General features: G+C 67.3%; 20 protein-coding genes and 1 pseudogene. 14 read left to right on the top strand and 7 right to left on the bottom strand.

What is annotated here, in order from left to right; genetic code table 11:
• Positions 1 to 3: 3 nt before the first annotated feature.
• From V8246_RS02210 to V8246_RS02200, 3 genes are all read right to left on the bottom strand, one after another.
• On the bottom strand, positions 4 to 333 hold the full coding sequence (locus V8246_RS02210) for a metalloregulator ArsR/SmtB family transcription factor (RefSeq protein WP_336188312.1): 330 nt from the start codon (positions 331 to 333) through the stop codon (positions 4 to 6).
• 89 nt (positions 334 to 422) lie between these two features.
• Entirely contained in the window at positions 423 to 1,331 is a 909-nt protein-coding gene (locus V8246_RS02205; protein ID WP_336187728.1) for a peptidylprolyl isomerase, read from the bottom strand.
• 50 nt (positions 1,332 to 1,381) lie between these two features.
• Positions 1,382 to 2,692, bottom strand: coding sequence for an MFS transporter (locus V8246_RS02200; protein WP_336187727.1), 1,311 nt, complete (start codon positions 2,690 to 2,692; stop codon positions 1,382 to 1,384).
• Positions 2,693 to 2,834: 142 nt separating this feature from the next.
• On the opposite strand from V8246_RS02200, the gene cyoA reads away from it, so the two are divergent.
• The 11 genes from cyoA (at position 2,835) to V8246_RS02145 (ending at position 12,507) form a co-directional block, all read left to right on the top strand.
• The gene (gene cyoA / locus V8246_RS02195; protein ID WP_336187726.1) at positions 2,835 to 3,911 is read left to right on the top strand and encodes a ubiquinol oxidase subunit II; all 1,077 of its coding nucleotides are present in this window, start codon (positions 2,835 to 2,837) and stop codon (positions 3,909 to 3,911) included.
• Between the two features lie 42 nt (positions 3,912 to 3,953).
• Positions 3,954 to 5,993: a cytochrome o ubiquinol oxidase subunit I gene (gene cyoB / locus V8246_RS02190; RefSeq protein WP_336187725.1), complete on the top strand. Its 2,040-nt coding sequence runs from the start codon at positions 3,954 to 3,956 to the stop codon at positions 5,991 to 5,993.
• Positions 5,986 to 6,618, top strand: a complete 633-nt coding sequence (gene cyoC, locus V8246_RS02185) for a cytochrome o ubiquinol oxidase subunit III (protein ID WP_336187724.1) — start codon at positions 5,986 to 5,988, stop codon at positions 6,616 to 6,618. Before cyoB ends, cyoC begins: the two co-directional genes overlap by 8 nt.
• Positions 6,618 to 7,019, top strand: coding sequence for a cytochrome o ubiquinol oxidase subunit IV (gene cyoD, locus V8246_RS02180; RefSeq protein WP_336187723.1), 402 nt, complete (start codon positions 6,618 to 6,620; stop codon positions 7,017 to 7,019). The genes cyoC and cyoD overlap by 1 nt, the downstream gene beginning before the upstream one ends.
• Positions 7,016 to 7,798 carry an SURF1 family protein gene (locus V8246_RS02175; RefSeq protein WP_336187722.1) on the top strand — a complete coding sequence of 261 codons (783 nt, stop codon included), beginning with the start codon at positions 7,016 to 7,018 and terminating at the stop codon, positions 7,796 to 7,798. Before cyoD ends, V8246_RS02175 begins: the two co-directional genes overlap by 4 nt.
• Positions 7,779 to 9,125: an ATP-binding protein gene (locus V8246_RS02170; protein ID WP_336187721.1), complete on the top strand. Its 1,347-nt coding sequence runs from the start codon at positions 7,779 to 7,781 to the stop codon at positions 9,123 to 9,125. The genes V8246_RS02175 and V8246_RS02170 overlap by 20 nt, the downstream gene beginning before the upstream one ends.
• Complete coding sequence (locus V8246_RS02165; protein ID WP_336187720.1) at positions 9,109 to 9,651, top strand: response regulator transcription factor; 543 nt, start codon at positions 9,109 to 9,111, stop codon at positions 9,649 to 9,651. The genes V8246_RS02170 and V8246_RS02165 overlap by 17 nt, the downstream gene beginning before the upstream one ends.
• Before the next feature lie 222 nt (positions 9,652 to 9,873).
• Positions 9,874 to 10,470, top strand: a complete 597-nt coding sequence (locus tag V8246_RS02160; RefSeq protein ID WP_336187719.1) for a hypothetical protein — start codon at positions 9,874 to 9,876, stop codon at positions 10,468 to 10,470.
• A gap of 92 nt (positions 10,471 to 10,562) precedes the next feature.
• Positions 10,563 to 11,078 (top strand): DUF2878 family protein, encoded by a 516-nt coding sequence (locus V8246_RS02155; protein ID WP_336187718.1) that lies wholly within the window; start codon positions 10,563 to 10,565, stop codon positions 11,076 to 11,078.
• Between the two features lie 146 nt (positions 11,079 to 11,224).
• Positions 11,225 to 11,590 carry a PadR family transcriptional regulator gene (locus tag V8246_RS02150; protein ID WP_162109843.1) on the top strand — a complete coding sequence of 122 codons (366 nt, stop codon included), beginning with the start codon at positions 11,225 to 11,227 and terminating at the stop codon, positions 11,588 to 11,590.
• A complete protein-coding gene (locus V8246_RS02145) occupies positions 11,587 to 12,507 on the top strand; it encodes a sensor domain-containing protein (protein WP_336187717.1) in 921 nt (306 codons plus the stop codon). The genes V8246_RS02150 and V8246_RS02145 overlap by 4 nt, the downstream gene beginning before the upstream one ends.
• A 146-nt stretch (positions 12,508 to 12,653) precedes the next feature.
• On the opposite strand, the pseudogene phaZ reads toward V8246_RS02145, so the two are convergent.
• Both phaZ and V8246_RS02135 read right to left on the bottom strand, forming a co-directional pair.
• Positions 12,654 to 13,892: pseudogene (gene phaZ, locus V8246_RS02140) on the bottom strand (polyhydroxyalkanoate depolymerase); the annotation flags it as partial.
• Between the two features lie 80 nt (positions 13,893 to 13,972).
• Positions 13,973 to 14,581 carry a class I SAM-dependent methyltransferase gene (locus V8246_RS02135; protein ID WP_336187716.1) on the bottom strand — a complete coding sequence of 203 codons (609 nt, stop codon included), beginning with the start codon at positions 14,579 to 14,581 and terminating at the stop codon, positions 13,973 to 13,975.
• Positions 14,582 to 14,829: 248 nt separating this feature from the next.
• Between V8246_RS02135 and V8246_RS02130 the strand changes: the two genes are divergently transcribed.
• A complete protein-coding gene (locus V8246_RS02130) occupies positions 14,830 to 15,261 on the top strand; it encodes a CopD family protein (RefSeq protein ID WP_336187715.1) in 432 nt (143 codons plus the stop codon).
• Between the two features lie 132 nt (positions 15,262 to 15,393).
• Here V8246_RS02130 and V8246_RS02125 read toward each other — a convergent pair whose 3' ends face one another.
• Positions 15,394 to 17,088 (bottom strand): alkaline phosphatase, encoded by a 1,695-nt coding sequence (locus tag V8246_RS02125; protein ID WP_336187714.1) that lies wholly within the window; start codon positions 17,086 to 17,088, stop codon positions 15,394 to 15,396.
• A 138-nt stretch (positions 17,089 to 17,226) separates the two neighbouring features.
• On the opposite strand from V8246_RS02125, the gene V8246_RS02120 reads away from it, so the two are divergent.
• Complete coding sequence (locus V8246_RS02120) at positions 17,227 to 18,504, top strand: dicarboxylate/amino acid:cation symporter (RefSeq protein WP_185895567.1); 1,278 nt, start codon at positions 17,227 to 17,229, stop codon at positions 18,502 to 18,504.
• Positions 18,501 to 18,938 carry a GNAT family N-acetyltransferase gene (locus V8246_RS02115; protein ID WP_336187713.1) on the top strand — a complete coding sequence of 146 codons (438 nt, stop codon included), beginning with the start codon at positions 18,501 to 18,503 and terminating at the stop codon, positions 18,936 to 18,938. The genes V8246_RS02120 and V8246_RS02115 overlap by 4 nt, the downstream gene beginning before the upstream one ends.
• Here the strand turns inward: V8246_RS02115 and V8246_RS02110 are convergent.
• Positions 18,935 to 19,804 (bottom strand): bile acid:sodium symporter family protein, encoded by an 870-nt coding sequence (locus tag V8246_RS02110; protein WP_336187712.1) that lies wholly within the window; start codon positions 19,802 to 19,804, stop codon positions 18,935 to 18,937. The two genes, V8246_RS02115 and V8246_RS02110, sit on opposite strands and share 4 nt — an antisense overlap.
• Positions 19,805 to 19,959 lie beyond the last annotated feature (155 nt).

The following is a 19,959-nucleotide window of genomic DNA, read 5'->3' as shown; positions in this document are numbered from 1 at the left end:
GGATCAGCGGGGCTTGGGTGTCGCGGTACCGCGCGCGCGGGCCTTGGCTTCGCGCTTCAGAGGGCCGGCGCTGGGGCAGACCTCGAAGGCGAAACCGGTCAGCGTGTTGACCAGGTTGTCGGGCGCCAGCCGGTAGAAAACGAACTGCCCGCGCTTGTCGCTGCTGACTAGACCAGCGGCTTCCAGCACCGACAGGTGCCGCGAGATTGCAGGCGCGCTCATGTCGAAGCGCGCGGCGATCTCGCCGGCGGTGAGTTCCTGGGCGGACAGGTAGGCAAGGATTTCGCGGCGCGGGCGGGAGGCCAGAGCGTCGAAGATGCGGTCGACCGTCATATGCACTTAGATAATTAACGTATTTGCTAAATATCTAAGTGCAGGGCACGGCTGTCAAGCGCCGCCCGTCGGGGCGGCGTTTGCGGAGCTCAGCGGGCCGGGGGCGAGCGCACCGGCAACGGCACGTTGCACAGGTCGATATGGCCCGCCGGGCGCACGTACCAGCCGTCGCGGCGGTTGCGGCGTGCCTCGGTGGCGGCGGCGAAGGTCTTGGAGTCGGTGCGCAGCACCTGCAGCGGCGTGCGCTCGGATTCGGGCACCTCGCTGGCCAGGCGGATGGCGGCGATCGGCGTGCGCTCGGTGGCGTTCTCGTAGAACCCCATCGGCTCGGGGCCGCGCGGGATCGCGCTGAGCAGTTCCATGCCCTTCACCACGCGCCCGACCAGGGTGATGTTGCGGTCCAACTGCCGCGGCGACTGGCCGGTGACCACGTACAGTTCGCTGCCATTGCTGCTGTCGGGCGGGCCACCGCGACCCGCGCCCAGCGCGCCATAGCAGTGCGCCAGCCACACCTCGTTCGTCTTCGGATCGCGTCCCACCGGAAAGCCATCGACGAAACCGACCTCGGGCGCCCAGCCGTCCACGTCCGGCAGCCGGGTCAAGGACACGCCTTCGCCCGTGCGCGCGAATTCCGCCGGCAGCTTGGTCTTCGCCGTACCCAGCGGTTTCGCCTTGGCGGTGTCTTCCGCATCGGCATCGCCGAACTGCACCACGAAGTTGTCCTGCGAGCGGTAGATGGCCAGCCCGTTCCAGAAACCCTCGCGCGCCAGCGTGCGGATGTTGGCCACGTGCTCCGGCGCGAAGCCCGGCGCCAGTTCGATCACCACGCGTCCACCGGGCACGTCCATGTACAGCGTGCTGGCCGGGTCGAGCGTGCGCCAGTCGGCGTCGGGCGAGGCGTCCAGGATCTCCTTGGCGCTGAGGTACTTCGGCGGCTCGGCCGCGTGCGCGGCGGGCAGGGCGAACAGGCAGGCGAGCAGCAGGGGCGTCAGGCGCATGGACGTTCCGGGGCTGGGGATGCCCGGATTGTAGTGCGACTGCGCCGCCGTCAGCTCTTGTAGTTCATGGTCCGGTTGATGCCAAGGGCAACCAGCGTGCCCAGCGCGCCGGACAGCAGGTAGGCGCCCAGCCACGCCAGTCCGAAGTTGGCGCACAGGCCCAGTGCGACCAGGGGAGCGAACGCCGCGCCGATCAGCCAGGCCAGGTCGGACGTGAGGGCAGCGCCGGTGTAGCGGTAGCGCTGGCCGAAGTTGGCGGTGACCGCGCCGGCGGCCTGGCCGTAGGACAGGCCAAGCAGTGCGAAGCCCACCAGGATGAAGGCGCCCTGGCCGACCGGTCCGCCCTCCATCAGCGTGGGCGCGAAACCGCTGAACATGGCGATGCCCACGGCCAGTGCGCCCAGCGTGCGCGCCCGGCCGAAGCGGTCGGCGATCACGCCCGAGGCCACGATGGCGCCAGCAGCGATGAACGCGCCGACGATCTGCACGATCAGGAAGCTGACGATGGACTGCTGCGAGTACAGCAGGATCCACGACAGCGGGAAGATGGTGACGATGTGGAACAGCGCATAGCTGGCCAGTGCCGCGAACGCCCCGATCACCACGTGGCGGCCCTTGGCCCGGAACAGTTCGCGCACCGGCGTGGGTTCCAGTTCCAGTTCGCCCATGCGGTGCTGGTACTCCTCGGCCACCACGATGCGCAGGCGGGCGAACAGCGCCACCACATTGATGGCGAACGCGACGAAGAACGGATAACGCCAGCCCCACGACAGCAGGTCGGCCGGCTCCAGGCTGGCGTACAGGAAAGCGAAGACGCCCGCGGCCACGATGAATCCCACCGGCGCGCCCAACTGCCCGAGCATGGCGTACCAGCCGCGACGGTCCTTGGGGGCGTTCAATGCCAGCAGCGACGGCAGGCCGTCCCACGAGCCGCCCATCGCCAGGCCCTGCAACACGCGGAACAGGGCGAGCAGCACGATGGCGGTGCCGCCGAGCGTGCCGTAACCGGGAAGGAAGGCGATGCCCGCGGTCGCCGTGCCCAACAGAAACAGCGCCACGGTCAGCTTGATGCCGCGTCCCCAGCGTGCCTGGACCTTCATCGACAGCATGGTGCCGAACGGCCGCGCGACGAACGCCAGCGCGAACAGTGCGAACGACCACAGCGTGCCCTGCAGACGGTCCATGAAAGGAAAGAACACCGCCGGGAACACCAGCGCCGAGGCGATGCCGAAGACGAAGAAGTCGAAGTATTCCGATGCGCGTCCGATCACCACGCCGACGGCGATTTCGCCCGGGGCGACATCGGCATCGGCCTTGGTGCCATGGTCGTGGGTGGAACGGGTGGGGCTGATCGTCGACATCGCGCAGGGGCCGCCGGGCCGGGCAGGGGAGGGGCGACCATAGACTCGCAGACCGGGCGCGCATCCGCGATAGGACAAAACGTCCAATACTCCCGGAACGCGGGGCGCACTACATTGATCTGGATCAATCGGCAGACCCCCCATGCCCATGTCCTTCGTGCGCAGAACCCTGCAGGCCGCCGTGGCGATGTCCGCCGCGTCCATGCTGTCGGGATGCAACCTGCTGGTCCTGAACCCGGCAGGCGATATCGCGGCCCGCCAGGGCCATCTGATCGTCGTGGCCACCGTGCTGATGCTCATCGTCATCGTGCCGGTGATCGCGCTGACGTTCTGGTTCGCCTGGCGTTACCGCGCCGCGAACACGCGCGCCACCTACAAGCCCGACTGGGACCACTCCACCCAATTGGAGCTGGTGATCTGGGGCGTGCCGCTGCTCATCATCATCGCGCTGGGCGCGGTGACGTGGATCGGCACGCACCTGCTCGACCCGTACCGCCCGCTGGGACGCATCGGCGAGGGACGCCCTGTGCCGGCCGACGTCAAACCGCTGGAAGTGCAGGTGGTCGCGCTGGACTGGAAGTGGCTGTTCGTCTATCCGGAGTACGGCGTGGCCTCGGTCAACCAGATGGCGGCGCCGGTCGACCGTCCCATCACCTTCCGGCTGACGTCGTCGTCCACGATGAATGCGTTCTACGTGCCGGCGCTGGCGGGCATGATCTACACGATGCCGGCGATGGAGACCAAGCTCCACGCCGTCATGAACAAGGAAGGCGAGTACGAAGGATTCTCCTCGCACTACAGCGGCGAGGGCTTCTCGCACATGCGCTTCCGTTTCCACGCATTGTCCGATCAAGGCTTCGATCGCTGGATCGCCGAAGCCCGGACGGGAGGCCAGGCATTGACCCGCGCCGAGTACCTGAAGCTGGAAGTGCCCAGTTCGCGCGAGCCGGCGCGCCTGTACGCGTCGGTCGATCCCGGCCTGTTCGATGCGGTGGTCAACCGCTGCGTCGACACCGACCGCCTGTGCATGGACCAGATGATGGCCTACGACGCCATGGGCGGACGTGGCCTCGACGGCATGCAGGCATTGCAGCGGCCGCGCCGCGGCAACCTCGCCGCCGGTCCGTTCGTCCGTGCCGAACTCTGCACGGTCGAGACGGCGCAGGCGGCGGATCGCATCTCGCCCGTTCCCACCGCCGGTGGCCTTAAGGCGCCCTGACGCGCCCGGTCGCCGCATTCCTGGATTCACCGGATCAGCAAGATGGCTTTCGATACCAGTACCGTCACGCACTCCCCGATCACCGGTCGCCTGGCCTGGGATGCGATTCCCATGCTGCACGATCCGATCATCGCCGCGACCTTCGTCGGCACCTGCCTCGGCGGCCTTGCGCTGCTCGCGGTGATCACGAAATACAAGTTGTGGGGCTGGCTGTGGCGCGAGTGGTTCACCAGCATCGACCACAAGAAGATCGGCATCATGTACATGGTGCTGGGCCTGGTGATGCTGCTGCGAGGCTTCGCCGACGCCATCATGATGCGCCTGCACCAGGCCATGGCCTTCGGCGACAATCTGGGTTACCTGCCGCCGCACCACTACGACCAGATCTTCACCGCCCATGGCGTGATCATGATCTTCTTCGTGGCCATGCCGCTGGTCACCGGCCTGATGAACTACCTGGTGCCGCTGCAGATCGGCGCGCGCGACGTGGCGTTCCCGTTCCTCAACAACTTCAGTTTCTGGATGACCACCGCGGGCGCGGTGCTGGTCATGCTGTCGCTGTTCCTGGGCGAGTTCTCGACCTCCGGCTGGCTGGCCCTGTCCAACCTGGGCAACCAGGACCCCGGGGTCGGGCTGGACTATTACATCTGGGCGCTGCAGATCGCCGGTGTCGGCACTTTGTTGTCCGGCGTCAACCTGTTGGTGACCATCCTGAAGATGCGCGCGCCGGGCATGGGCATGATGAAGATGCCGGTGTTCACCTGGACGGCGCTGTGCACCAACGTGCTGATCGTGGTGTCGTTCCCGGTGCTGACGGCGGTGCTGGCCCTGATGACGCTGGACCGCTACGTGGGCACCAACTTCTTCACCACCGATCTCGGCGGCAACGCCATGCTGTACGTCAACCTGATCTGGATCTGGGGCCATCCTGAGGTCTACATCCTGATCCTGCCGCTGTTCGGCGTGTTCTCCGAGATCGTGTCCACGTATTCCGGCAAGCGCCTGTTCGGCTACTCGTCGATGGTCTACGCCACGGTCTGCATCACCGTGCTGTCGTACCTGGTGTGGCTGCACCACTTCTTCACCATGGGGTCGGGCGCCAGCGTCAACTCGTTCTTCGGCATCACCACGATGATCATCTCGATCCCGACGGGCGCGAAGATCTTCAACTGGCTGTTCACCATGTACCGCGGCCGCATCCGGTTCGAGGTGCCGATGCTGTGGACGATGGGCTTCATGGTGACCTTCGTGGTTGGCGGCATGACCGGCGTGCTGCTGGCGGTGCCGCCGGCGGACTTCGTGCTGCACAACAGCTTGTTCCTGGTGGCGCACTTCCACAACGTCATCATCGGCGGCGTGGTATTCGGCCTGTTTGCGGCGATGACGCACTGGTTCCCCAAGGCCTTCGGCTTCCGTCTCGACGACTTCTGGGGCAAGGTCTCGTTCTGGTTCTGGCTGGCCGGCTACTGGTTCGCGTTCACGCCGCTGTACGTGCTGGGCCTGATGGGCGTGACCCGCCGCATGAGTCATTTCGAGGACCCTTCGCTGCAGATCTGGTTCCAGATCGCGGCCTTCGGCGCGGTGCTGGTGGCTATCGGCATCGCCGCCTTCCTGTACTGCATCTACGTCAGCTTCCGCCGACGCGAGCAGCTGCGCGACCACACCGGCGATCCGTGGGGCGGGCGCACGCTGGAATGGTCCACGTCCTCGCCACCGCCGGACTACAACTTCGCGTTCACCCCGGTGGTGCACGACACCGACGCCTGGACGGACATGAAGCAGCGCGGGTTCGAGCGTCCGAAGAGTGGCTTCAAGGCCATCCATATGCCGCGTAACACCGGTGCGGGCGTGGTCCTGTCGGCGCTGAGCACGGTGTGCGGCTTCGCGCTGATCTGGCACGTCTGGTGGCTGGCGGGCGTGTCGCTGCTGGCGACGATCGCCTATGCGATCTGGCACAGCTTCGATCGCGACCGCGACTACTACATTCCGGCCGACGAGGTTGCCCGCACCGAGCAGGCGCGCACCGAACAGCTGGAGCGCGCACTCCCGAACCAAGGCCTTGCAAACCACGCCCATGTCTGAGTCCATCGCCCTCAATCGACCCGACGGCTCGCCGGTGTTCCTGGACACCGAGGGCAGGCACCATCCTGAGAACGGCACGCTGCTGGGTTTCTGGATCTACCTGCTCAGCGACCTGATGATCTTCGGCAGCCTGTTCGCCACGTTCGGGGTGTTCTCGGGCAGCTACGCCGCGGGCCCGTCCGGCCGCGACCTGTTCCTGCCCAACCTGCACCTGATCGCCATCAATACCGGCATTCTGCTGGTCTCGTCGATCACCTACGGCTTCGCGATGCTGGCGATGATGAAGCGCAACAGCCGCGGCACGATCGGCTGGCTGCTGGTCACCGGTCTGCTGGGTCTGGCCTTCCTGTCGATCGAGGTCTACGAGTTCCATCACCTGATCCATATCGGTGCGGGACCCCAGCGCAGCGCGTTCCTGTCGGCGTTCTTCACCCTGGTCGGCACGCACGGCCTGCACGTGCTGTTCGGCGTCATCTGGCTGGTCGTGCTGTGCGTACAGGTGCGCAAGTGGGGGTTGAACCGGACCACCACGCGCCGCATCGCCTGCCTGTCGATGTTCTGGCATTTCCTCGACGTCGTCTGGATCGGCGTCTTCACCTTCGTCTACCTGATGGGCGTGCAGTGATGGGTCATCCTTCTTCCCACTCCGAACACGACGACTTCCTCGAGGACGGCATTCCGCACGTCAGCGTGAAGGAGTACGTCACCGGCTTCGTGCTGTCGGTCGTGCTGACCGCGATCCCGTTCTGGCTGGTGATGGCCAAGGTGCTGCCCACGCCGGCCATCACCACGCTGGTGATCCTGGCCTTCGCCATGGTGCAGGTCGTCGTGCACATGGTGTATTTCCTGCACATGAACCCGAAGTCGGAAGGCGGCTGGAACCTGTTCGCGCTGATCTTCACCGCCGTGCTGCTGGTGATCGTGCTGGCCGGCACGTTGTGGGTCATGCACAACATGAACACCCACATGATGCCGGGCGCGCACGACATGCAGCGGATGCAGGACGCGGTCCAGAGCCTGCCGTGACCGACGCGGCTGCCATGCCGCCGCCGCGCGCGCGCTGGCGGGTCGCGTTCGCGGCGCTGCTGGTATTCGCCTTCTGCGGATTCGTCGTGCTGGGTGTGTGGCAGCTGCAACGGATGGGGTGGAAGCACGACCTGATCGCCCGCGTCGATGCACGCATCCATGCGGCGGCCGTTCCGGCGCCTTCCCGCGTGCAGTGGCCCGTCATCACCGAGGCGGACCATGGCTATCGGCGCATCCGGGTGGCCGGACACTTCCTGCAGGACCGGCTGGTACGCACGCAGGCGGTGACCGAACTCGGCGGCGGCTTTTGGCTGCTGCAGCCCTTGCAGGCCGACAACGGTGACTACGTGCTGGTCAATCGGGGCTTCGTGCCGGCCGGCGCCACCGCGTCGCGCGCACCACGGGGCCCGGTGGTCGTGGAAGGCCTGTTGCGCATCAGTGAGCCCGGTGGCGGCTTCCTGCGCCGCAACCTGCCGATGCAGGACCGCTGGTATTCGCGCGATGTCGCCGCGATCGCACGCAGGCAGGGATTGCCGGCTGCGCAGGTCGCCCCCTTCTTCATCGATGCCGATGCCGACCCGGGCGGCCGTGGTTGGCCGCGCGGCGGCATGACGGTGGTGAAGTTCCGCGATCCGCACCTGTCCTACGCCCTGACCTGGTTCGGCATGGCGTTGCTGACGCTGGTAGCCGCAGGCGTCCTGGTCGCGTCGGAACGCCGCTTGCGCGATGATCGGCGCCGACACTCCTCCCGGGACACGCATGTACTTCCGCCAGGCTGAAGCTCCAGACGATCCTGCCCCGCCGGCTGTACGCCTGGCGGGGTCGTACGATCGTGCGGGCCTGCGCAACCTGCAGCAGCTCATCCAGCTGCGCTGGATCGCGGTGGTGGGACAGGTGGCGACGATCCTGGTGGTGCAGTACGGCCTGGGCGTCGCACTGCCCCTGCAGCCGATGTTTGCCGTGCTGGCCGCTCTGGTGCTGTTCAACCTGGCCAGCCACCTGTGGTGCCGGCGCCACACACAGGTTTCGCATTCGGCCCTGCTGGTTGGCCTGCTGGTGGACGTGGCCTCGCTCACGGTGCAGCTGTACCTGTCCGGCGGCATCGCCAATCCGTTCGTGTTCCTGTTCCTGCTGCAGGTGGTGATCGGCACGGTGCTGTTGCGTTCGCCCGGCAGTTGGGTAATCGCGGTCGCCGCGGCGCTGTGTGTCGTCGGACTCGCGGCCGTGCCTGCGCCGCTGAAGCTGGCGGTGGCGCCTGCGCGTGGGCTGGCGGATCACTACGTGCAGGGGTTGCTGGTCTGCTTCCTGCTGATCGCCGGCTTGCTGGTGGTGTTCATCACCCGCATCGGCGGCATCCTGCGTGAGCGCGATGCGCGCTTGGCCGAGCTGCGCCAGCGGGCGGTGGAGGAGGAGCACATCGTGCGCATCGGCCTGCTGGCGTCAGGGGCCGCGCACGAGCTGGGCACGCCGCTTTCCACGCTGTCGGTGATCCTGGGCGACTGGCAGCACCTGCCCACCATGGCCTCCGACGGCGAGCTGCACAACGACGTGCTGGAAATGCAGGCGCAGGTGGCCCGCTGCAAATCCATCGTCACCAACATCCTGATGGCCGCCGGCGAGACCCGCGCCGAAGCGCCCACCGAAACCACGCTCCATGCGCTGTTCGACGAACTGGCGCATGAATGGGAACAGGCGCGGAATCCGCCCCGCTTCGATTACCGCAACCAGAGCGGCCCCGATCCGCGTATCGTCACCGATGCCGGCCTTCGGCAGATGGTGTTCAACGTGCTGGACAACGCGCTGGAAGCTTCACCCGACTGGGTCGCCCTGGACGTGCGCTGCGAGGACGACGCCGTGGTGGTGGTGGTGGCCGATGCCGGACCCGGGTTCGAGCCGGGCATCCTGCAGCGGCTCGGCACGCCCTACAACAGCAGCAAGGGACGGCCGGGCGGTGGCTTGGGCCTGTTCCTGTCGGTCAACGTGGCCCGCACGCTGGGCGGCCGGCTGCAGGCGGAGAATCGCCCCCAGGGCGGTGCGGTGGTGACGGTGACGCTGCCGCTGGCGGCGATCGCGATCGAGGACCCGGATGATGACGGCCAAGAATGAGCGCCGGTTGCTGATCGTCGAGGATGACGCGGCGTTCGCGCGCACGCTGGTGCGCTCGTTCGAGCGGCGCGGCTACGAGGTGCGCCATCTCGCCGGCGAGGAGGGCATGGCGGCGTTGCTGGGCGAATTCGCGCCCACGCATGCGGTGGTGGACCTGAAGCTGGCCGGCGGTGCGTCCGGCCTGTCCAGCGTCAGGCTCCTGCACGACGCCGATCCGGAGATGGTGATCGTGGTGCTGACCGGCTATGCCAGCATCGCCACGGCGGTGGAGGCGATCAAGCTGGGCGCGCGCCACTATCTGGCCAAGCCGTCCAACACCGACGACATCGAGGCGGCTTTCCAGCGCGCCGTCGGCGATGCCGATGTGGAACTGAGCGCGCGCACCACCTCGATCAAGACGCTGGAGTGGGAACACATCCATGAAGCGCTGGCGGCCAGCGACTTCAACATTTCCGAGGCCGCACGCAGGCTGGGACTCCACCGGCGCACGCTGGCGCGCAAGCTGGAAAAGCGGCGCGTCAAATAGTTCCTTCCCGGGCCGTCCTTCACGGCGCGTGCACATCAGCGAATCCGCAGGCCGCCGTCCATCGGACGGTCGGCCCGATGCCACGTGCCCCGCATCCACGGCGGTTGCGCCCGCGTATGGCCGATGGCCTTCGATGCACGCGCCGAGGGCCGTGGGAAGCGTCGAACCCGCGCGTGCCCTGTCGTTGTCATTCCCCCGAAACCCACTTCACAGGAATCCCTCATGAAAACGCTTCGACTCCGTGGCCTGGTCCTGGTCATGGCCGCGCTGCTGCCTTCGGCCGCATTCGCGTCGCCCACCGTCAACACGCTGGGCGGCGATACCCGCGTGCAGCTGTCCGCCGACCTGGTGGGCGCGCTGACCTCGCTGGGCGTCTCCGTGAAAGCCTCGTATCCCGCCCGGCTGCGGGGCGCGAGCGCTTCGTTCCCCATCCCCGGCGGCGAGCTGGATCTGGGCACCCTGAAGGGCGAGGTGGACCATGCGGGCGGCCTGACGCTGCGCGCCGGGGCCACCGAGGTCAACCTGAGCAGCTACACCATCGACACGACCGGTGCCGCCCCGGTGTTGACCGGACTGGTGAAGGTCAACGACAGCGTGCTGGGACGCCTGCCGCTGTTCGACATCACGTTGGTTGGCGCGCCCGTCGTGCGCGGACTGCACGCGCGTGCTGGTTCCGTGCAGCTGGACAACGTGCGACTGACGCTCAACGACGAAGCGGCCGTGGCGTTGAACGCGGTCTTCAACGTGTCCGCGTTCCAGGCCGGCCTGCCGGTGGGCACCGCCCGCGTGCAGACCTATTTCTACGAGCCGGCGCCTTGAGTCGGGACCTGCGCCAGGAGAGCCGGGGGGCGTCGCCCCCCGGTCTTTCCGCATTCGGAATCCGGAAGGCCGCATGGCGGACGCTGTTCAATGTGGCCGGCAACCAGATCGTGTGGTTCATCGCGGTGATCGCCGCCGGACGGGGTGATGCATGGCCCGGCGTGCTGGCCGCGGCGTTGTTCGTTGGCATGCATCTGGCGTTGGCACCGCGTCGTGGCGACGAGGTGAGACTGGTGGTGCTCGCCGTGGCGTGTGGACTGGTGGTCGACGGCGTGGCGTCGGTGCAAGGCTGGGTGACGTATCGGGCCTCGATGGCAGGCGGTGGGGTGGCGCCGGCCTGGATCCTGGCGCTGTGGGCCTCGCTGGCCGTCACCCTCAATGGCGCCATGCGCAGCCTGCAGGCGCGGTGGTGGGCGGGGGCGCTGCTGGGCGGCATCGGCGGCCCCCTGGCGTATCTGGCAGCCGCACGCGGGTGGGGAGCCGCCGAGTTCGCCAGCCCCGCGTGGCGGGGACTTCTGTGGCTGGCGGCCGCCTGGGCCGTTGCGTTGCCGGGACTGCTGGCGGCCGCGCGGTGGCAGGCAGGACGCAGCCGGGGCGGTTCGCGGTGACGGGTCGGCGAGTCGCTGCAGGGCGTCGAGCCGCCGCGAGCGGGTCGCCGTGCATCAGGGTACGGTGACTACTGGCACATTCGCTATATCAAAGTTCGCAATAGCATCGTCTCCAACCTAGCGGATGTGCCGCGAAGGGGGGAGCCATGAGTGAACCCGATATCCATCTGAAGAAGTTCCAGAAGGAGCTGAGCGCCGGCACGGTGTCGCTGGCGCTGCTGGCGGTCCTGGCCCGCGCGGGCGAGCCGTTGTACGGCTACCTGATCGCCAAGCAGCTGGAGCGTGTCGGCGACGGCGTGCTCAGCGGAAAGCAGAGTGCCCTGTACCCGGTACTCCGCAACCTGGAGGGCGGCGGCTTGCTGGACAGCTTCGTCGAGCCGTCGGTCGCGGGCCCGCCGCGCCGCTACTACCGCATCACCGAGGCGGGGCGACAGACCCTGCAGTCCTGGGCCGCCGCCTGGCGCGCCACCCGCGATTCCGTCGATTCCGTGCTTGAGGGGATTCCTGCATGAACACCACCACCGACCCGGGCAGCCGCCTGCCCACCACGATTCCCGAGTACCTAGAGCAGCTGCGCGCCGCGCTCGCCGGTGCGGACAAGGCGATGATCCAGGACGCCGTCTACGACGCGGAGGAATACCTGCGCTCGGAACTGGCCGAAAACCCCGGCAAGTCCGAAGCCGAGGTGATCGCCTCGGTCGCCGGCAGCTACGGCGCGCCGGAGGAAGTTGCCGACATCTACCGCGAGACCGAGGTCACCGTCGCCAAGGCCCTGCGTCCGCCGCTACCGCCGAAGCGCAGGTCGCTGCTGGGACGGTTCTTCGGCGTGGCCGCCGATGCCCGTACCTACGGTGCGCTGTTCTACATGCTGTTGTCGCTGGCCACCGGCACGTTCTACTTCACCTGGGTCGTGACCGGCGCCAGCCTGTCGTTCGGTCTGATGATCCTGATCATCGGCATTCCGTTGCTGCTGTTGTTCCTGATGTCGGTGCGCCTGCTGTCGCTGGTGGAGGGGCGCGTGGTGGAAGTGCTGCTGGGCGAACGCATGCCGCGCCGTCCGCTTTACACGCAGCGCGACAAGCCGTGGACGACGCGCCTGAAGGAATTGTTCACCGACGGCCGTACCTGGACGGCGATGCTGTACCTGCTGCTGATGCATCCGCTGGGCGTCCTGTACTTTTCGGTGGCCATCACGCTGCTGGCCGTGTCGCTGGGCTTCATCGCGGCGCCGGTGGCGTACTTCCTGCCGTTCGACTACGTGATGAGCTTCGGCGACTGGAACATGATCACCGACGCGCCCTGGATGCTGCCGCTGGTGTCCGTCTTCGGCATCGTCCTGCTGTTCGTCACCCTGCACCTGGCGCGCATGGTCGGCCGCTTCCACGGCTGGCTGGCCAAGCACCTGCTGGTGCGCACGCCGGTGGTGTGAATGATCGATGTGGGCGCGACGCGTGTCGCGAACGAGAAGGCCGCCTGTGAGGGCGGCCTTTTCTTGCGTCGGCATGGAGGCGCCGGTGGTTCTTCAAAAGCTTCGCGACTGACGTCGATCCCACACCAGGCGATGCGTCAGCCGGCGTATTTCGCGATGAAGTCGCGCACCTGCGGATAGACCTTCTCGCGCCAGCGGCGACCGCTGAAGATCCCGTAATGGCCGGCGCCCTCGACGGTCAGGTGCTTGTGGTGGGGCTTGGGAATGCCGGTGCACAGATCGTGCGCGGCAGCGGTCTGGCCCTGGCCGGAAATGTCGTCCAGTTCGCCTTCGATGCTCATCAGCGCGGTCTTGCGGATCGCGGCGGGCTTCACCAGTTCGCCGTTGACCTTCCACATGCCGCGCGGCAGCAGGAATTCCTGGAACACGGTGCGGATGGTGTCCAGGTAATACTCGGCTGGCATGTCCAGCACGGCGTTGTACTCGTCGTAGAACCTGCGGTGCGATTCGGCATCCTGAAGGTCGCCCTTCACCAGGTCGCTGTAGAAGTCCCAGTGCGACATGAAGTGGCGGCTGGGATTCATCGCGATGAATCCGGCGTGTTGCAGGAAGCCGGGATACACGCGGCGGCCTTCGCCCGGGTAGGGCATCGGCACCGTGTGGATGACGTTGTGCTCGAACCACGACAGGGGATTGCGCGTGGCCAGGCTGTTGACTTCGGTGGGACTACGGCGCGCATCGATCGGGCCGCCCATCATCACTAGCGAGCGCGGCGTGGCTTCGCCACGCGCGGCCATCAGCGACACGGCGGCCAGCACGGGCACGGTCGGCTGGCAGACGCTGATCACATGCAGCTTCTCGGCGCCGATGTGGCGGATGAATTCCTCCACGTAGGCCACGTAGTCGTCCAGGCTGAAGGCGCCTTCGGACGCCGGCACCATGCGGGCGTCCACCCAGTCGGTCACGTACACCTTGTGGTTGCGCAGCAGGGTATGCACCGTGTCGCGCAGCAGGGTGGCGTGATGGCCCGACAACGGCGCCACCACCAGCACCACCGGGTCGTCCTTCAGCAGCGCGATGGTGTCGGCATCGTCGGTATAGCGCTTGAAGCGCAGCAGCCGGCAGAACGGCTTCTTCAGCGCTTCCAGTTCCACCACGGGCACGGTACGGCCATGCGCCTCGACCTCGCGGATCTCCCACGCCGGCTTTTCGTAATCCTTGCCGATGCGGTGCACGAGTTCGTTGCCCGCCGCGATGCGTTCGGCGCCCGGCAGGTTGGACAGCCAACTGGTCGGAGCGGAGAAGATGCGCGCGTTCGCTTCGGCCATGTAGGCCAGCGGCGCCATCCATGCGCGTCCGAGTTCGTGCAGTTGGTACAGGGTCATGGCAGTCCGGAATCCCGATTTTGGTGCATGGTGCTGCGTCGCAGCATACCGCAAAGGGTCAGTTGCCGCCCGTGGCCTGTTCAGGTTATCGGCCGGTAGTCCGCGGCCTCCAGCACGGCCACATCGCCGGCCAGGCGTGGCCCCAACCAGCAGTGATTGCCGACGGACTGGAACCCTTCGCCATTGAAGGCCTGCCGATACCACGCCGCCCTGCGCGGCTGGAAGCCCTCATGGTCGCCCTCGAAGTCGTCTTCCCTGGCGAACGTCTCCAGGAAGGCCACCCCGCCGCACAGCTCCGCCAGCCCGGTCAGGCCGCGCTTGAGTTCGCGCGTGGGCACGTAATGCAGTACATCCGAGCACACCAGCAGGTCGACGGGTTCGCAGGGGCGCAGGTACTGGAAGTCCTCGAAGCGCGCGTAGTGCAGGTTGCGCGTGCGCCCGAAGCGGCGGATCGCGTACTCGCTGCTGTCGAAGCCGAGGTACTGCAGCTTCGGTCGCAGCTTCAGCAGCGGTGCGCGCCAGGCGCCCTCGCCGCATCCGATATCGAGCACCGTGCGGATCGGGCGCTCCAGGTGGTACTCGGCCACCGCGACGGCCAGTGCGACCTTGCGCGCGAGCCGGGGTGCGCCGCCGATGTCGCCGTCGCGGTACCAGCGCTGGAAGTAGTCGGCGTCGTAATGCTTGGTCATTGAAGTACGCGGGTAGTGGAAAAGAAGCGCTTGGTCGTCATCCCGGCGGTTTTCAACAGCCGAATGGCTGGTCAAGCCGGGATCCACGTTGCCGTTGCATTTTCGTGGGAGCGTGCGCAGCGGCAGAATCAAGCTGGGTTCCAGCTTACGCTGGAACGACGGCAAGCCGGCATCCCGGAAGTTGGACAGGCCTTGCGACGGTAGCGGAGAATCCCGCATCACCCTTCCAAGCGATGGAGTCGGCCAGCGTGGACCAAGCCAGCCTTTACCTGTGGGTCAAGACCTTCCACCTCGTCTTCGTCATCGCCTGGATGGCGACGGTGTTCTACCTGCCGCGCATCCTGGTCAACCTGGCCGAGACGGCGGGGCAGGCCGACGTGCAGGCGCGCCTGCAGCTGATGGGACGCCGCCTCTACGGTTTTGGCCACAGCATGTTCGGCATCGCGGTGATCCTGGGCGGTGTGTTGTGGTTCGGTTTCGGCATCAGCGGCGGCTGGCTGCATGCCAAGTTGACGCTGGTCGCGCTGATGCTGGTGCACTTCATCGTCACCGGCCGCTGGCTGAAGAACGCCGCGAAGGGCAAGTCGCTGCCTTCGCCCACGGCGCTGCGGTGGTTCAACGAACTGCCGCTGTTCGGATTGATCGTCGTGGTGTGGCTGGTGCTGGCCAAGCCATTCTGAGGCGATCTCGCTTGCACGGGGGTGTCCTGGCGCGTTGCCACGCGCTTTCCCGTCGCGGTGCCTCTTGTTCGATGAGGCGCGGTGCTGGCCAAGCCGCTCTGAGTGCTGTGCCGGCCACGCCGGCACGCTGACTCACCTCTTCTCGAAATCCCCGATCTTCGGCAACTCCACCGGCACGCCGTTCGCGTCGCAGGTGCCTGCGGCGCACAGGCGCGCGCGCAGCTTCGGCGCGGCCTGCACGATGACGTGGTAGATCGTGTTCTGTTCCAGCGTGCCGCGGAAGGCGTCGCTGCCGGGGCCGATGGCCCAGATGCCGACGTCTTCGCCACCATGCGATTCGGACTTCAACGGTACCAACGCTTCCTGCAGGTAGTCGGGGTGCTCGGTGTCGACGTGGCTCAGGTCCGGGCGGCCTTCGGCGGGCTCGACGCTGCTGGGCGCATGCAGGAAGGTCTTGGGGCCGGCGGGCTGCCGGTTGCTGGCGCCGGTGTAGCCGGGGCCGTTGGCATAGCTCAGCGTGGTGAAGGTCAGACCGGTCTGGTCGCGGGCCAGGTCGCCCGGCGTGTCGTCTTCGCCGCCCTGGCCGCGCACTTTGCCGAGGATGGGATTGCCACGTACGGGGTAACCGACGAAGTTCAGCGTGTGCGAGTGGTCGGCCGTCACGACGATCAGCGTGTCGTCGCGTGAGGTCGCCTCCACCGCGGCCTGCACGGCGTCCGACATGGCGACGGTCTCGTCGAGCGCACGATAGGCGTTGCCGTAGTGATTGGCGTGGTCGATGCGCGCGCCTTCCACCAGCAGCACGAAGCCGTTGGGATTGCCTGACAGGGTGCGGATCGCCGCGCGGGTCAGCTCGGCCAGCGAGGGCTCGCCTTGGTCGTCCTTGCGGCGGTCGTGTTCGAACTGCATGTGGTCGTATTCGAACAGACCCAGTAGCTGCGGCGCATCGGCGGCGGCTTTCAGCTGCTGCGTGTTGGTGACGTACGCGCCCTGCGGATGCGCCTGCTGCCATTCGGCCACCAGGTTGCGGCCGTCCAGGCGCTGACCGACCTTGTCGTCTTCTTCGGGGTCGCGGACGTCGATCGGCAGGAACTCGCCACGCCCGCCGCCCAGCGCGACGGTGGGGCCGCGGCCGAAACGCGCGGCGGCAAGCAACTGCTGCGCGATGTCCTTGCAACCTGCTGCCGCGGCGTCAGGCGGCAGGTCGGTGTCGTTCTCCCAGTCGCGGTGCGAGACATGCGCATACGTCGCGGCCGGCGTCGCATGGGTGAGGCGGGCGGTGGTGACGACGCCCGTGGCCAGGCCGGCGCTGTCGGCCAGCGTCAGCCAGCTGAGCAGGTCCTTGCTGCCATCGGGCGTGCATTCGCCCTTGCGGCCCGCCGACACGCCGATGGCGCCCATGTGCGACTTCACGCCGGTGGCGATGGCGGTCATGGTGCCGGCCGAGTCGGGCGTCTGCGAATCGGTGTTGTAGGTCTTGCTGAAGGCGGTGTGCGGGAAGTGCTCCCAGCTCAGCAGGTTCTCCTCGCCCGGCATGCCCTTGCGCTGGCCTTCGAAGATGCGCGCGGCGGCCACGGTGGTCAGACTCATGCCGTCGCCGAGGAAGACGATGACGTTCTTCGCCTTGCCTTGCATTGCGCCATGGGCGGCGGCCTTCGCCGCACCATTCCGATACCACCACTGCGGACTCTCACCCTGCGGGTGCGCAACCGCAGGCACGTCGACGTGCAGCGCTGGTGAGGAAGAGGACGCGGTGCTGGCGCAGCCGGCCAGGGCGGTGAGCAGGGTCATGCCGGCGAGCGGCGACACGAAAGAACGCAGGAGCATGGCGAACCGGAAGAGGGCGGACGCGCCATTATGCCGCCCGTGCAGTGTCCTGTTCATGACACCCGGCATTCCGCGTGCAGGGTCGCGGGGTGGCAGGCCTTGGGCTAAGGTGTCGCGTCCACCCCGTGGGTCGTACGGATGAAGCTGGTTGCAGCCTGGTTGAGGATCCCGTTCTGGCAGCGCGTCGTCGCCGGCTTCGTGCTGGGCGCAGTGGCGGGCTGGCTGATGGGGCCGGCCGCGGGGACCTGGTTGAAGCCACTCGGCGACCTTTACGTCACGCTGATCAAGATGATCGCGGTGCCGCTGGTGTTCTTCGCGGTGATCAATGCCGTGTCCAGCCTGCACGGGCAGAAGTCCGTGGCCGCGCTGGGCGGGCGCACGTTCCTGTGGTTCGCTGCGACGGCCGCGCTGGCGGTCTGCGTGGGCCTGGCCGTGGGCTGGGTGGTGCAGCCGGGCAAGGGGCTGACCGGGCTGATGATGGCGCCGGATTACCAGGTGCGCGAAGTTCCCACGCCGGTACAGGTGCTGCTGGACATCGTGCCGGCCAATCCGTTCAAGGCGCTCACCGAGGGCAAGATCCTGCAGGTGATCTTCTTCGCCGGCCTGCTGGGCTTCGCGCTGGTCAAGCTGGGCGAGCGCAGCGCCGGCCTGCGCAAGCTCGCGGGCGAGGCCAGCGACACGATGGTGCAGGTGACGCGCTTCGTGCTGGAGATGACGCCGATCGGTACGTTCGGCCTGATCGGCAGCCTGGTCGGCACCTATGGATTCGAGAAGCTGCTGCCGCTGGGCAGCTACATCGGTGCGCTCTACCTGGCCTGCGCGCTCCACATCACCGTCGTGTACGGCAGCCTGCTGCTGGCGCACGGGCTCAACCCGTGGAAGTTCTTCCGTGGCGCCGCGCCCGGCATGCAGGTGGCGTTCGTCAGTTCGTCCAGCTTCGCTTCCATGCCGGTCGCGCTGCGCAGCGTCACCCACAATCTGGGCGTGGACAAGGACTACGCCGCGTTCGCGGTGCCGCTGGGTGCCAGCATCAAGATGGACGGCTGCGGTGCGATCTATCCGGCGCTGACGTCGATCTTCGTGGCCCAGTACTTCGGGCTCGACCTGTCGATGAACCAGTACTTCGTCATCCTGCTGGCATCGGTGCTGGGCAGCTTCGGCACGGCCGGCGTGCCGGGCACGGCCACGGTGATGGTCACCCTGGTGCTGAGCGCCGCCAACCTGCCGCTGGAAGGCATCGGCCTGCTGGTGGCGATCGACCGCATCCTCGACATGATGCGCACCATGACCAACGTGACCGGGCAGATGCTGGTGCCGGTGCTGGTGGCGAAGGAGACCGGACTGCTGGACAGGGAGGTCTACGAATCGGCATCGACGAACGTGGGCCTTGCGGACGATGCTGCGTCCGCGCCATGAGTGACGTGGACCGGATCGAACTGGTCGAGTCGTTCCCCGACGCGCCGACTTACAGGCGGCTTCGTATCGAGACGGGGCTGTCCCCCAAATTGCAGGAAGCCGCCGAGCGCGGCCTCGCGAACACACTGTACGGCGTCAGCCTGCTGAAGGCCGGTGAGGTGATCGGCATGGGACGGGTGGTCGGCGACGGCGGCACCGTCTTCGTCGTCGTGGACATCGCCGTGCGGCGGGACCACCAGGGGCAGGGGCTGGGCAAGCGGATCATGGCGGCGCTGGATGCATGGTTGCGTGCGAATGCGCCGCCATCGGCCTACGTCATGCTGATCGCTGACGGAGACGCCCGACACCTCTATACGCAGTTCGGCTTCGCCGAGACCGCACCCGCGTCCATCAGCATGGCCTACGTGGCGCGTGGCCCGGGGAGCAGCGATTAGCCCGCGGCGTGGCGCCCGCCGCGCGACACCCACCACGCGAACACCGCCGCGGTGACGAACATCAGCAGGCTGTAGACCGCCGCCGGTACCGAGATGGTCGCGTTCTGCAGCACGTTGAGCGCGATGAAGATGGCCAGCGTGCCGTTGTGGATGCCGATCTCCATAGCGATCGCGATGGCCTGCTTCTTCGGCAGGCGCAGCGCCAGCGGCGCGGCGTAGCCGGCGCCCATGCTGGCCAGGTTGAACAGCAGGCAGGCCAGGCCGACGATGGCGAAATAGGTGGTCAGGGTCTTCCATTCCTGCGCCACGGCCGCGACCACCAGCAACGCCAGCACGAGCACCGACAGCAGGCGGATGGGCTTTTCGGTGCGCGCTGCGAACCCGGCGGCCCGGGCGCGGATGACCATGCCGATGGCGACCGGCAGCAGGATGATGGCGGCGACCTCGACCACTTTCTTCGTCGGCGGCGGCACGTACTGGCCGGCGCCGAGGAAATACTCCAGTGAAAGATCCAGGATCACCGGCAGCGTGAGCAGGCAGAGCAGGCTGTTGATCGCGGTCAGGGTGATGTTCAACGCCACGTCGCCGCGCGCGAGGTGGCTGTAGATGTTGGCGGTGGCGCCGCCGGGCGAAGCGGCCAGCAGCATCAGGCCGACGGCGAGTTCGGCCGGCAGGGCGAAGCCCAGTGCCAGCCCGAACGCGGCCCACGGCAGCACCAGCGTCTGCAACGCGAGCCCGATCAGCACTGCGCGCGGGTAGCGCGCCACGCGACGGAAGTCGTCCAGCGTCAGTCCCAGTCCCAGCCCGAGCATGATGATGCCCAGGGCCAACGGCAGCAGCAGGTTGGTCAGCAGTGAAGCCTGCATCGCGTACGACTCCCCTTCGGCGCGAAACGACAGGTGGCGCGCGGTGTTGGCGCATCGGCCGGAGGATGGCGGCAGGGGGCCGTGCGGTGCAAGCTGCGCTGCACCGTCGCCCAGAATGCAGAAGGCCGCGCGAGGCGGCCTTCATCGTGTCGCGG

Source organism: Pseudoxanthomonas sp. F11 (genome assembly GCF_037046485.1).
In the GTDB taxonomy this organism is placed as follows: domain Bacteria; phylum Pseudomonadota; class Gammaproteobacteria; order Xanthomonadales; family Xanthomonadaceae; genus Pseudoxanthomonas_A.
The sequence above is the reverse complement of the archived record's forward strand: the minus strand, read 5'-3'. Positions and strand labels throughout refer to the sequence as shown.